This window comes from Paenibacillus polymyxa (assembly GCF_001719045.1).
Taxonomy (GTDB): Bacteria; Bacillota; Bacilli; order Paenibacillales; family Paenibacillaceae; genus Paenibacillus; species Paenibacillus polymyxa_B.
Genome location: NZ_CP015423.1, coordinates 820,991 through 834,422 on the forward strand (window position 1 = coordinate 820,991; position 13,432 = coordinate 834,422).

Consider the following 13,432-nt stretch of genomic DNA (forward strand, 5'->3'; position numbering starts at 1 on the left):
CCACTAAAATATTACAAATTTGTGAATATAAAAAACCGTCACTGCTCCTAGAAGAAGCAACTGACGGCTGGAAATTTGCGTATTCTCATGTGCAATTAATTCGTAAACGTATGGCGACCGAGTGAGATGACAGCCGGACGACTTTTACTCCATTTGGCTGTGGCAATGGCCGGGTTGTAATAAAACAAGGACCCATTAGTCGGATCAGCACCGTTAAGTGCCTGCCTGGCTGCACGGTATGCCGTCTTGTTTGGTTTCAGGCGGTATTGACCATCCTGTACAGCGGTGAATTGGCCAGGCTGCAAAATAACGTCCGGGATCGAGCTTGGAAACTCGCCGGACTGCACACGGTTTAATACGACAGCGCCAACAGCCACTTGACCTTCGAACGATTCTCCGCGCGCCTCAGAATAAATGATACGAGCCAGTTGATCCAGCGCGGTTACGCGTACCTTTCCGAAGGATTTCAGCTTGGCTTGTGTTGCCGCTCCGGCTACTCCATCAGGTGTCAGACCGTTATCTCGTTGAAAACGAGCCACCGCTTTACTGGTCAGAGAACCATAGTACCCAGTAAACCCAGCCTTGAAATAACCGAGCGAATGAAGCTGCTGTTGAAGCTCCAGCACCCGTTCGCTTTGAATCCCTTTTTTCAAAGCTGACGTTTGTGTTTGTGCTTGTGCTTGTCCTGGTGCGACTGACAATACAGTACCTAGCATACATGCGCAGGACAGGATTAAAATAGATAATTTTTTCATATTCCAGACAACCTCCTCTTTCATGTTCTGTCCGGTGCAACCATTCCGGCCTGTACAACTCAGGGACGTTTATCCGATGATGTTTCTTATGACATAACTTATGCCTAGCTGCAGAAGTGACGCGTGGCTACATACGGAATGGGACAATCATGCTTTCACACGTCCGTTGCAGTATACCACAAGCCGCATTTACGTATCATCCGGCTCTGGTCCTAAGACTACCCAAGCAAATAAAACGCCATCCCTAAAGGGATGACATGTATTAAAAGCAATGGATCATGTTCTGACCACACTTGAATACGTGACTTTTTTCGCTATTTTTCGCTTCAACTTGCCCGGGATCGGAGCCTGATTTCTACTAATTCAAATCACATTTGCGCGCACACATATATGGGCGTATGCATAGAGTAGCGTACGATCATCAAATCTTGATTAACAGAAAGGCTGGAAACGACGCGTGAATTCATATATGGATTACACCTCTCCTACTGTACAATTCACCTATGATTTAAGCGACAATGTTTTGTTTCAGAAGGATGCTCAAAATTCGATCAACGAGCTGTCGATCCAGCAGCTGAATACATTGGCAAATGTATCGCTGCTGGATATTCGCCTCAGCACTGCTAATGTTGTGGAGCCTCACTATCACCAAAATGCCACAGAACTGGTCTACTGCATCTCTGGAGCAGTAACCGTGTCACTGATTAACCCATTTACCCGTGAGTTACGACATTTTCCGATCACACCTGGCCAAGTGGCTAACGTCCCTCAAGGATGGTGGCATTATCTGGTCGCCACGATGGATAACACTCATTTGTTGACGATGTTTGATGCCCCGACCCCTGAATTCATACTGGGATCTGACATTTTGCGCCTAACGCCAAATAACATTCTGGCTCATACTTACTGCCTGGATGAGAATAAGGTTCAGGAAGCGCTCGCCCCTATTAAAAAACCTGTCATCATCGGTCCTCCCAATGACTGCAAGCAGCAGCCCCCCCGAAAACCAGGGATACATGTAAGGCTTGCTGATGCTTCATCACACCATCAAGCCGTCCCCCAAAGAGATTACGCCTATACTAACGGATATCCTGGCTTCTCTTTTAATCCCTATCAAGAATAGGCTAACTCTAGTCAGGTCTTAAGTTGGAGAGAATACCTTTTCCCTGTATGTTCGCCGTTACCATAAGACCGTCCCTCTCATAAAATGCCAATGTATAAGAGGGGGTGATGGAATGGACGCTTACTACAACTGTTTGAACTGCATGAATAAAAAGGTGCGTATTCTCACCATTGACGGAAAACAGTACGAAGGAACTATTATGGATGTGGATCGTAATAATGTGTACTTAAAAACAGAACGGAACGGACGTGTACAAACGTCTGCCTTTTATCCTGGCTACGGGTATGGGAATCAAATCTTAACTTTGAGCCTATTCACCCTGCTGGCGATTGCGTTAATTTAATCCTGATCCATTGTCCGTTCCTGTCTATAGATGCCAGTGTAACTCAAATGACAGCTGCCCAGCCCAGCACAGTTTGTGTAGGGCTTGTACGCTGTTATTTGAGGTGTTTTACATACGTTCCATCCTCTAAAACACTTAACCCCCCATCGGTTATATACCAATGAGGGGTTAAGCTACTCAGTTCATTTTAAACCCATAAAGACTTCGTAATGATAACGAGCAGAATGAACAGTACCAGAATAGCTCCTGTCGATGTCCATACTCCTGGGTAGCCCCCTACTGAACCGCCACCACAACCTCTTTCACATTCACTCATGGTCATTGCCTCCTTCAATTCAAGGTACAACATAGCTTATGTATTGAGCTTTCCCACGGACCGGGCTTTTCGGCAATGTTATGAATGTTTTTGCTGATGGGCATTAGCCTACACCTTTCCTAGGCAGGAGCATAGGATAACACAACTAATCTTGAAGGAGTGAAGCAATTGAATTCAAATCAAATGCTCAATTACAACGTTAATCAACCTTTCCCCCACCATCCTACCTCTCACCACGTCGTGGTGCACCCTGTAGATCCGTACGTCGTAGAAACATTAAAATCGGTGATCGGCAAGTACGTTGTACTTGAGACAACACGTGGCAGAATTGATGGATGTGTAGTGGACTGTAAGCCTGATCATGTCATTTTAGATGTATACGGAAAAAAATTCTTTGTTCGAATCAGCGAAATCGTATGGATTATGCCCAACTAAACAAATTAGACATTAAAAATCCTCGCAGATCCTATTCCGGATTCGCGAGGATTGATTATAACGTTGATTATGCTAATCACGCTCTCCTGCCAGTGAAGCCCGGAGTTCATCTATCGTTCCGTTGTATTCATCCAAATCGACTTGGCCTTGAATACCCGGAACACTGCCTGTGCTACTGTACTGCCAAGCCCACCAGCTATTCCAAGCTGGGACTGCGGTCGGCTTTTGCGTAGTGCTGTATCGGGCTACCCACAGCTTATACATAGAAAATGTAGGATCAAACTTGGAAGCAAAGACATTGCCCGTGTATACGATCGGCTGACGCCCGGTAAGCCTCTCCATTTCATCCAAAAAAGCATGCGCCACTTCACTAATCTGTGCAGGAGTAAGACCTTTGGGGTTATTTTCATAGTCCATCACAGGGGGGAGATCCAGCCTGCCTCCTGCTGAATCTATAGCCCTGGCAAAATTAGCTGCTTCCTGACGAGCTCCCTCCGCAGTAGTAGCGTTCAAAAAGTGGTAAGCGCCAACCAGGATGTTAGCATCTCTGGCACCCTGCACATTTACTAAAAATTGATTATCTTGATATTTTGTGCCCTCTGTAGCTTTAATAAAAGCAAATGTCTTGCCTGCCGCCGCCACTTGCTGCCAATCAATATTGCCATTATAGTGTGAGACGTCAATCCCTTGCGCGTGTCCATCAGAAGAAATCTCAGGTACAACAGGTATGGTAGGTATAACGTTCTCGGTAGTTGATGGCTCCTCTGTTTCCTGATCCAACGCTATAACCACCTTACCATCATCCGCATTGAGTACATGAAAGGATGTACTCTGATTAAGATCGACCACGATGCGTACCGAGGCTGGGTTTGTACTAGCCATGGAGTATCTTACTTGAGAAACATCTGGATCTTCTGTGACTGGAAAACTTCCTTGTCCACCATTGTTAAATGATTGCGATGCTGGAAATTCCTCAGCAAACTTTGTATCCGGTATGTCTACAACAATACGGTCTGCATGAGTCAACGTGGTTACTTTTGGGGTTACTTTTCCATTAACAGTTATAGTTAATTGGTGATTATCGAAGCTAATTTGGTTTATAGCCGTGCGCGCACTCTCTTTAGGATTACTTACAGCTGGAGTAGCAGGATGATCATGATTGGACTCGCTATTGCCGCTTGAAGTAGGAGGAGTCGTCAGGAACACGGTTTTAAGCTCGTTGTTCCAGGTCACATTCATTCCTGTCTGTTCCGATACAAAGCGAAGCGGAACATAAGTCGTCCCCTCTTTAAGCAAAGGAGCTACAGCCAATCCCATTTGATGATCATTGACAGAGGCTATGGGATTGTTGACCTGAAGACTGAGGTTAAGATTTTGCTTATGTATAGTTATGGTCCCTGTCTTGGACTCCCAATTCACGCTATAACCCAATTCCTCTACAATGAGACGGAGTGGAACCAGTACATTCCCCTTTACTTCTTGAATCTGAACACCTTTGCCAACACTTATATCTTTACCATCCAACTGAAGATGTGAACTCGAAGATGCAGCATGACTTTCTCTTGGAAATGCTAGTAGAAACAGAAACAAAAAAGCAAATAAACAATTTTTTTTCATTATGTACCCTACCAATCTCTATATTTTCGCTTATGAAATTCTTGCACTCTATGATTCTCAGGACCTCTATTTTGATAGACGCGAATCATATGGTAAAAGTTACGATTGATTCAGTACATATTTCAGTCTTATCATACAAAAGTACTAAAAAACTCTGCCAGCTATACAGCGAGCAGAGCTTTTTTCAGTTTTATTAACCTAGTTTACTAGCAATCTTATCACCAAACGAATACTTCATGTTCACACTGTTAAAAATGTTAACCCTATAAGAATGATCGAGGTAACAGATAGTACCAGTAAGGGAAGCATTGCTTTCTCCCGCAAAGCCTTAAAGCTCACATTCAGCCCCATGCCTACCATAGCCATTGTTAACATAAAGGTGGTAACTTGAGAAATTCCGTTCGTCAGACTAGATGGAACTACAATATATTTCCCAAAAACATAGCTGCCCACAATACTTGTAGCCATAAAGCCGATGAGGAACCAGGGAAACTCCACTTTAGCGTCTGTACGAATTTTTCCAGTTCGTTTCATCCAAACCATTAAAACAAAGCTGAGCGGTATGAGTAAGAAAACACGCCCCAGTTTAGCTAATAAGCCCATTGCAAGAGCATCCTGTCCGGCAGGCGCTGCAGCTAAGGCCACATGTGCAATTTCATGTAAACTGATGCCCGACCAGATTCCATATTGCATATCCGTCAAAGGAAGCCAGGGCCGAAGCACAGTAAACAAAATGGCAAATACCGTTCCAACCAAGGCAATGAGTCCTACTCCTATGGCTGTATCCTCATCTTTGGATTTTAACAAGGGAGAAACCGCTGCAATCGCTGCTGCACCGCAAACTCCTGTTCCAATACCAAGAAGAAGCGAAAGCGAAGCATCTGCCTTGAAACGTTTTGCCAGCCAAACCGTAAAAAAGATGGAAAATACAACGGTGCCCACATCACGCAAAAGTAAACCCAACCCATGATGAATGACAACATCCATGTTCAGCTTCAGCCCAAATAACACAATCGCTCCACGTAGTATTTTCTTTGCTGAAAACTCAACCCCCGAGCGCACAGCTTCAGGGTATCCCCACAACTGTCGGTACAGAATAGCGAGAAACATAGCACAGGCCAATGGACCTACATAATGAAAACCTGGCAATTCGTTCAGGCCGTAGCCTGTCAAAGCAAATAACATCGTGAGGATAATGCCAAATATACGCTGGAATAATCGCCCTCTGTTCGAAAATAATTTGGTGTATTGTGTATGACTGTTCATGGTGAACCCCTCCAATTCTACATGTATCCAGCTTAATATGTTTTTTGTCATAAGAAAAATAAATCATTATAATAATGATAATAAGTAAATAGATATGATGAATTTGGAGGAATGGGCTTTGGACCAATCTTTAATCGTATTTGTTAGGGTCGCGGAGAAACAAAACTTCACACGAGCTGCCGAGGAGTTACACATGACCCAACCTGCGGTAAGTCAATATATTCAAACGCTGGAACGTAGCGTAGGGACCCGCCTCCTGGAGCGTAGTAATAAATATGTGCGCTTAACCAAAGCAGGTGAAATTGTGTATCATCATGCTCAGGAGGTTATCCGTCTCCATACACGGATGCAATATTTGGTGGACGAGCTGATACATACGGCAAAAGGAAACCTGTCGATTGGCGCAAGCTACACATATGGCGAATATGTGTTGCCGCATGTGATTGCGCAAATGAGAATCCAGTATCCACTCATTCAGCCCTCGATTACCATCGGTAACACTCAGGAAATTGAAAAACTCATGATCCATAATCAACTGGATGTAGGCATTATCGAAGGAGAATTTCAGCATGACCATTTACACATTGAATCATTTGCTGATGATCGAATGTATATCGTCGTTCCGCAAAATCATCGTTTGGCTGGTAAATCTCAAGTGGATTTAAGTGAGCTGCAAGAGGACATCTGGATTCTGAGGGAAGAAGGTTCTGGAACCCGGGAAGCGGCTGAAAATATGTTTGCACGGTTCCGGTTTTCCCCTTCTCATATGATGAATTTTGGCAGTACACAGATCATCAAAGAGTCTGTAGAAGCAGGCTTGGGGATTTCTTTGCTGTCCCAATGGGTCATTCAGAAGGAACTTGCTCTGGGCACATTAAAAGTACTGGATATTCATAATCTTCCAGTCATTCGAAAATTCTCCTTCCTAACTCCTTCATCGACATTTGAAATGAAAGCAAGCACCGCTTTTTTGGAGATTTTGCGAAGTTATAATTTGAAAAGATAAAGTGCAGAAACAACGAAAAAAAGCACCCATTAAGGTGCTTTCAACATATTCATTATCATGTTTTTTATGAGGAAAGATGATCCTTACCCTGATATAAGAAATGAGAAAAATCAGCGTAGCTTCCTTGGAATTGTTGCATATCATGAGCAGCAATACCTACAAAATTCCCTGTAAAACCACCGGATAAAAAGCTGATATCCTGCATTTCAAAAAGCCGCTTCCAAGCAGGTTTGTCTCCGACCCCATAATAAAATTGCCCGTGGGATGCATGGACTTCCACAGCTAAATGTATAGGAAGATCGTCCTGAAGTGTAATCGCTTGGGGAACTAAGGTAAATGTGTTGGCTTCACATCGCATCATGCGCAGCACCTTCCCTTGTCCCTCCTCATAGCTAATATAGGCGTACAAATAATCTTCTTCATTAAGGTACAGTAGAAGCCCCGCCATTTGCAAATAGCTTGTTGGCTGATACTCCAATGCTGTTTCCACCCGGAAATGATGATCCGTTTGCCGAATGGCAAGCACATGATGCTGGAACAGACTTTGAATGGATTCTCCAGCTAGAATCCGAAGATAACCGGGGCGCTGGCTTAATGAACACCAGCTATCATCCGCCAGGATACGCAATGTGTTCCACGTTTTATCTAATGTGGTTCCCTCGAAAAAATCCTCGAAAATATAACCCTGCTGCTCTTGCTTAACCGAGAACTTCCCTCGAGGTGCGGGCACCTCCAATTGAGGTGTATGGCCCCCGGCGGTTAATCGCAGCCAGCCTTCATCATTCCAGTACACTTGCTGCAAGGCTGTTTCCCGTCCTAAAATGGCATATTTCCCCTCTACTGGACGTGTGCATAAATGAGCCATGTACCATTCGCCGTCCGGAGTTTGTACAAGACTGCCATGTCCTGCGCATTGTAACGGGAAATCCAGTCGATCACGTGACGTAAGCATGGGGTTGTGCGGGTCTACTTCATATGGCCCGGATATCTGCTTCGACCGTGCTACGGTAACGGCATGCCCCGTACCCGTTCCGCCTTCCGCTGTAACAAGATAGTAATAACCGTTTTGCTTGTAGATGTGAGGCGCTTCTGTTTTCTTCAAAGGAGTGCAATCAAAGATTTTGACAGGCTCGCCAATGAGTTGTTGTTGCTTGCTGTCATACTCCTGCATGACGATACCGGAAGATTTATTGCTTTCCAACATGCGGTAATCCCACAATGCGTTCAACAGCCATTTGCGTCCGTCCTCATCGTGAAATAAAGACGGATCAAATCCGCTACTGTTAAGATAGACGGGTTCCGACCAAGGTCCTTGGATCGTAGGCGCCGTCATTACAAAATTATGGACGTCCTTGAACGGACGCTTGGTGCTTTTCACATCCGTATAGAGCAGATAAAAAAGGTCATCCGCATAGCTAAGCTGCGGTGCCCAAATGCTGCAATTTTTCGGGTTTCCTCTTAAATCAACCTGATCGGTCAAAATATCTGTGCAATGCTCCCAGTTGGCCAAATCTTTGGACTGGTACACCCGTACTCCAGGCAACCACTCAAACGATGACACCACAATATAGTAAGTATCCTCGACTCGTGTAATACACGGATCGGGATTAAAGCCTTTTAATATGGGATTTTGAATCATCATGAGACCTCACTTCTCCTTACTTCCAAAATGTGACTTCATCAAAAACCTGTTCCTTGCTCCATACTTCTGTTCCCGTTTCAAAACAATCCGCCCACGGAACACGCTGCTTACGTAACGTAGCAACTTCATCGGGTCCGTTATATTCCTGATAACAGACCGTTTTCTCGTTCGCGACATTGTTCCAATTGTCCCAGCCACGTGGGTCAATATGATCGCCCACTTTACAATTGACAAATACGGTCTTGGCATACTCCCGCCACGGACGCCCCAAAAAAACCGGGGTAATATCAGCTTCTGCGGTTAAGTAGCAATGGTTGAATACATAACCATACGCTTGTCCTTGCGGCGTAGAGGCGGCTGTGACGTAGCTCGTTTGGTTGTCATGATGGCGTAAACTGCGAATCTCGCAATCTTCAAAATACGCGGTAGCCCCACCAAAAATAAAGTCCACCGTCCCCTCTATATAACAATGCTGGTAGAGCTGCCGATAGTGCCTATGATGCTCCTTCAAATGAATTCCACCAAACTGGAGTCGTTCTTTCGGTGCAGGAGGTAGAGGGCCTGTAAATAAAGTATCCTGGTGCCCTTTAAAGGTACAGTTTCTAAAGACCGTTTCATCACAATGAGCGTATACCGCAACGGCCTGCCCAATGGCTTCTCCCTGTCCTGCCGTGTTGGAAATCGTGAGATTTTCCAAGATCAGATGGCTACCGCCTAAAAATAAAGTAGGTGTCGCAAAGGTCCCTATTTCCTCACCCGCTTCATCCCGCTCCTTGGCATACCGATCCATTCGAATCTCTACCTGTCCGACGCCTATAATATGAAGATATGAACGGTAAATTCGTACCTCTTCCTCATAAGTACCTGACAAAATAGTTAGCGTTTCCATTTCGTTGGAATCCGACTGCTCCAATACAGCAATCGCCTCCTGAATCGTATGGAAATCGCAAAAGGATTCTTTTCCAACTAGCATGGTTACCCCGATCCTTTCATTTGATTTACAGGTGTTCAGCTAAAAATAACTGCCACGCCATTCGCATTTCCAACGTCTCCATATGTCCACCGCCCGCAATCACAGGCTGCCAATGCTCAGGGTGACCTGCTTCCTGGTAAGCTTCCAGCAGACCTTTTGCCAAATGCTCGACTCCTTCAATAGGACACATCCGATCATTTTGACCTGTTATACTCATCCGTGGACGAGGTACGATCCGCTTTTGAATATCCAAGGTGGTAAAATGCTTCAACAAGCCAGGGACATAGGAATAGAAACCATGATGATCCAACCCCCTTTTGGCGATTAGCGTATGGGCATCTACCTGTCCACAAATATCAACCGTCACCTGTATCCGTTCATCTAACGCAGCCATCCACCATGCCATGAGTCCGCCCATCGACATACCGATTGTTGCGATACGGGAAGCATCAATATCTTCACGCTGGCACATATAATCCACCAAGCGACGGTTATCATACAGCATCATGCCCCACAGCACTTGGCCCTGCCAGAGCATTTCCTTTACCAGCTCGCTCTCGGTTTTGCCCCCACGTTCATTGAAACCCCACATGTCAATGCAGCATACACAGTACCCCATGTCTGTCAGGGTAGTAGCAAACGAGGGCTGCTGCAAGTAAGAGCTGCTATGGATCAGTTCCTTGCGCCCGTTCGTATAATTGCCTCCATGCGAATGGTTAAAAACGACCAAAGGAAACGGACCGTTCCCTTGTAAGGGTGTAGCTACATAAGCGGGTACAGACTCGATCCCGTTCAAGTCGAGCAGGAGACTCTCCAGTCGGTATCCCTCGCGCTCTTCTTGATTCAGCAGAGTTGCCGTTACAGGGCGATCTGCCGGAAGGTCGCCCAACAATGCTTGCAACTTATCCACGTTGTACCTCCTTTTATGCCCTTCTAATTCATCCTATTTTGTTCAGAAGGTTGTATCGTTACTTGTTCTATCAGCTTTTCGGGCTGAGCTGTATTCTTCGAATGGCAACGATTGATTTCAACGTCTTCCCCATTTTCAATATAAAAGGCAGGACCTTCATGATTCTCAATCGTCACATGTTGAAAACGAATATCCTTCACATTACCTAGATAAAAACCACGGTTGTTCATATCTTCAATCCCTGTCATCATGGCCGGACGACCGGGAATTGCATTTTTAGCCATAGAAATATCAATATTGGAAAATGTAATTTCAGCAATATATTGCTCTGCAAGTCCGTATAAGAATCCAGCAGCCGCATGAACCTGTCGTGCCGTAATATCGGAAAAATGGATTCGTCTAAAGCACGGGGTTTCATTGGTAACCGGATAGGGATTTTTATCCCACACATATTTGTCTTTGCCCCGAGGGCCGCAGAAATAATAAAGGTTCAGAATAAATGGACAAATTACATCTTCCATCACAATGTTGCTGACGCGAATATCCTCGATGGTTCCGCCACGTCCTCGTCTGGATTTCAGACGTATACCCCGATCCGTTTGCTTGAACACGCAATTACTGATCGTAACATTACGAATATCACCACTCATTTCGCTTCCCAGTACGACTGCGCCATGTCCATGCACCATCGTACAGTTGGTAATCGTAATATTTTCACATGGAATTCGCTCTTGTGTATCTTCGGTTCCTGCTTTGATCGCAATACAATCATCGCCCACATCTATATTGCAGTTGCTAATACGAACATTGGAACAGGATTCAGGATTAATGCCATCCGTATTGGGGGAGTCCGCGGGGTTAAGAATGGACAAATTATCAATCGTAACGTTATAGCAAGCGATGGGGTTTACAGTCCAACTGGGGGAATTTTTTAACATAGCATCTTTAATGGTAACCCGCTGACAACGGTCAAAGCTGATTAATTTGGGTCTCGGATATTGTAACTCCTCTGGATGATTCCGGTGCTTTTCCCACCACGGTTGGCCATTTCCGTCCAGCGTTCCGTTACCTGTAACTGAAATATTCTCAAGGTTCTGTCCATAAATGCATGACGCATGCACTTCCCGCTGAACGCCTTCCCATCTGGATTCTACTACAGGGTAATCAGCCAGTTCCGTACTGAAGGACAGAGTTGCGCCAGGGCTTACATGCAGCTCAATGTTACTTTTCAGAAAGATAGCTCCTGTCAGATACGTCCCAGACGGAACATAAACGGTTCCTCCTCCATCATTGCTGGCCGCTTCAATGGCAGCCGCAATCGCTTCCGTAGCCAACGTCGTACCATCCTGAACTGCTCCATAATCTACAATGTTATACAATTGCATTTCGTTCTCTCCTGTCTTTATATTTTGTGGATGTTAGATCCATTTTGTATTGGGGAAGCATAAGCTGCCCCCGGGTTTCAACATCCAAGAAATCATTCAAGGAGTCTGGGGGCAACAGCCATGCACAGCTATTATTTTTTCGTTTTTTTATACGCTTCCTCATACTCAGCAGTAATCCGTGATCCACCGGAGTTTTTCCAGTTTTCTACGGCTGCTTTAAATCCGGCTTCGTCAAGCTCGCCCATAATAAATTTGAAGGAGGCGTCGGTAATGATTTTCTCCAGTTCTGTTCCTTGCTCATTAGCGGTGACTGAATCCAGTGGCACGGTCGGGTCCAGAACAGCAAATTCATTATTTTCACGGACTAATTCATTAGCCAGTTCCTTTTCTGGATTGGCATCTTTTAAGTTATAGGTCACTTCACTTGGTCTGGAGCTTGAAAACGGCTGAACATCTGCTTGCCACAAATCTGTATTCGTAATTTTGAAGGCTCCATCTTTTTCGATTTTATAATGAGTGCCTTCAATACCACCGGTCATATACATATATACATCTTTGTCAATTAAATCATCTACAAATTGCAGCAGTCTCTTCAACTCAGCTTCTGTTTTTACTTCGGATTTTGGAAATGCCAGCAAACCTCCTACCCCGCTTCCTTCAGACCATACGTGGTATTTGCCATCTCCATTCGAAATCTTGTTAACCGGTACCAGCTTCAGTCCCTTTTGTAGGCCTTGGGATAAGGTTCTGAGGTTAGAGATATCGATCATACCCGTATAAATACCTGCTTTACCTTGTGCAAATTGTTGCTGCTGATCCGTTTTAGCGGTTACAGCAAAGTCTTTAGAGAGATATCCATTTTTGTATAATTTATTGGAATACTTTAAGGTCTCCAAATATTGAGGAGTATCAAATTCTGGCGTAAACTTTCCGCTTTCATCTACTTTCCAGCCATTAGGTGTGCCAAAGTAGGAACTTAAAGTTTTGAAGCTGCTGTAGCGTAGATCCGATCTGTCAACAAACCCAGTCGTATCATTTTTTCCATTTCCATCCGGATCATCTTCTGTAAACGCTCTCGCAACTTCATACAACTCATCCAGTGTCGTCGGCACCTTCAGTCCTAAGCGATCCAGCCAATCCTGACGAATGACCAGACCCGCCCGAGCCAGATTCTTCTGGAACGGAACGCCATACAGTACCCCTTCAATGGATGCGGCTTCCCGAACTTCAGGCGGGATCTTCTTCAAATTTTCATAATCATCCAAATACTTTCCTACATCCCAGAATAGCCCTGATTTCAAAGAGCTTCGTACTGAAGAATTTGTCATCATCGTCAGTGTCACCATATCGGCCAATTCGCCGGACGCAAGCGCGGTAGTGATTCTCTCTTCTTTGGAAGCGTCAGGCACCCAATTGAACGTGATTTTAGAATTGGTGTATTCTTCAATTTTGCTTTTGATCGTTTCTGTAGGCGGAGAAGCTGTATGCAATACGTTTAACCAGGTAAATTCCAGTTTGGACTTTGGATCATAGGTTTGGCCGCTTTGATCCTCAGCTCCCTTGTCACCGCAAGCAGCTAAAAAAACACTCATGACCATTAGTACAGCAAGAAGACCTGATACTCCCTTTTTCGTCGTGATTCCCTTTTTCATTGTGTTTGC

13 protein-coding genes are annotated in these 13,432 nt (G+C 44.8%); 4 read left to right on the forward strand and 9 right to left on the reverse strand.

Features of this window, described 5'->3' with window-relative positions:
* Window positions 1-95: 95 nt before the first annotated feature.
* A complete protein-coding gene (locus AOU00_RS03700) occupies window positions 96-755 on the reverse strand; it encodes a cell wall hydrolase (RefSeq protein ID WP_069289960.1) in 660 nt (219 codons plus the stop codon).
* Between the two features lie 457 nt (window positions 756-1,212).
* Between AOU00_RS03700 and AOU00_RS03705 the strand changes: the two genes are divergently transcribed.
* Both AOU00_RS03705 and AOU00_RS03710 read left to right on the forward strand, forming a co-directional pair.
* The gene (locus AOU00_RS03705) at window positions 1,213-1,878 is read left to right on the forward strand and encodes a cupin domain-containing protein (protein WP_069289961.1); all 666 of its coding nucleotides are present in this window, start codon (window positions 1,213-1,215) and stop codon (window positions 1,876-1,878) included.
* A gap of 112 nt (window positions 1,879-1,990) precedes the next feature.
* Complete coding sequence (locus AOU00_RS03710; protein WP_025719727.1) at window positions 1,991-2,221, forward strand: LSm family protein; 231 nt, start codon at window positions 1,991-1,993, stop codon at window positions 2,219-2,221.
* 187 nt (window positions 2,222-2,408) lie between these two features.
* Here the strand turns inward: AOU00_RS03710 and AOU00_RS27435 are convergent, their stop codons facing one another.
* On the reverse strand, window positions 2,409-2,537 hold the full coding sequence (locus tag AOU00_RS27435; RefSeq protein ID WP_013371969.1) for a hypothetical protein: 129 nt from the start codon (window positions 2,535-2,537) through the stop codon (window positions 2,409-2,411).
* A gap of 168 nt (window positions 2,538-2,705) precedes the next feature.
* Here AOU00_RS27435 and AOU00_RS03715 point away from each other — a divergent pair, with 168 nt between their 5' ends.
* Window positions 2,706-2,972 (forward strand): DUF2642 domain-containing protein, encoded by a 267-nt coding sequence (locus AOU00_RS03715; RefSeq protein ID WP_025719729.1) that lies wholly within the window; start codon window positions 2,706-2,708, stop codon window positions 2,970-2,972.
* 72 nt (window positions 2,973-3,044) lie between these two features.
* On the opposite strand, the gene AOU00_RS03720 is transcribed toward AOU00_RS03715, so the two are convergent.
* Window positions 3,045-4,589 (reverse strand): GH25 family lysozyme, encoded by a 1,545-nt coding sequence (locus tag AOU00_RS03720; protein WP_069289962.1) that lies wholly within the window; start codon window positions 4,587-4,589, stop codon window positions 3,045-3,047.
* A 240-nt stretch (window positions 4,590-4,829) separates the two neighbouring features.
* A complete protein-coding gene (locus tag AOU00_RS03725; RefSeq protein WP_069289963.1) occupies window positions 4,830-5,855 on the reverse strand; it encodes a YeiH family protein in 1,026 nt (341 codons plus the stop codon).
* Window positions 5,856-5,973: 118 nt separating this feature from the next.
* Between AOU00_RS03725 and AOU00_RS03730 the strand changes: the two genes are divergently transcribed.
* A complete protein-coding gene (locus AOU00_RS03730; RefSeq protein ID WP_069289964.1) occupies window positions 5,974-6,861 on the forward strand; it encodes a LysR family transcriptional regulator in 888 nt (295 codons plus the stop codon).
* 64 nt (window positions 6,862-6,925) lie between these two features.
* Here the strand turns inward: AOU00_RS03730 and AOU00_RS03735 are convergent, their stop codons facing one another.
* The 5 genes from AOU00_RS03735 to AOU00_RS03755 all read right to left on the reverse strand — a co-directional run bounded on the left by AOU00_RS03735 (window position 6,926) and on the right by AOU00_RS03755 (window position 13,423).
* Entirely contained in the window at window positions 6,926-8,503 is a 1,578-nt protein-coding gene (locus tag AOU00_RS03735; protein WP_069289965.1) for a glycoside hydrolase family 43 protein, read from the reverse strand.
* A 16-nt stretch (window positions 8,504-8,519) separates the two neighbouring features.
* On the reverse strand, window positions 8,520-9,476 hold the full coding sequence (locus tag AOU00_RS03740) for a pectinesterase family protein (RefSeq protein ID WP_069289966.1): 957 nt from the start codon (window positions 9,474-9,476) through the stop codon (window positions 8,520-8,522).
* Between the two features lie 25 nt (window positions 9,477-9,501).
* Window positions 9,502-10,386 carry a dienelactone hydrolase family protein gene (locus AOU00_RS03745; RefSeq protein ID WP_069289967.1) on the reverse strand — a complete coding sequence of 295 codons (885 nt, stop codon included), beginning with the start codon at window positions 10,384-10,386 and terminating at the stop codon, window positions 9,502-9,504.
* Between the two features lie 23 nt (window positions 10,387-10,409).
* Window positions 10,410-11,771 carry a glycoside hydrolase family 28 protein gene (locus AOU00_RS03750; protein WP_069289968.1) on the reverse strand — a complete coding sequence of 454 codons (1,362 nt, stop codon included), beginning with the start codon at window positions 11,769-11,771 and terminating at the stop codon, window positions 10,410-10,412.
* A 131-nt stretch (window positions 11,772-11,902) separates the two neighbouring features.
* Window positions 11,903-13,423, reverse strand: a complete 1,521-nt coding sequence (locus AOU00_RS03755) for an extracellular solute-binding protein (protein ID WP_028540499.1) — start codon at window positions 13,421-13,423, stop codon at window positions 11,903-11,905.
* Window positions 13,424-13,432: the final 9 nt, after the last annotated feature.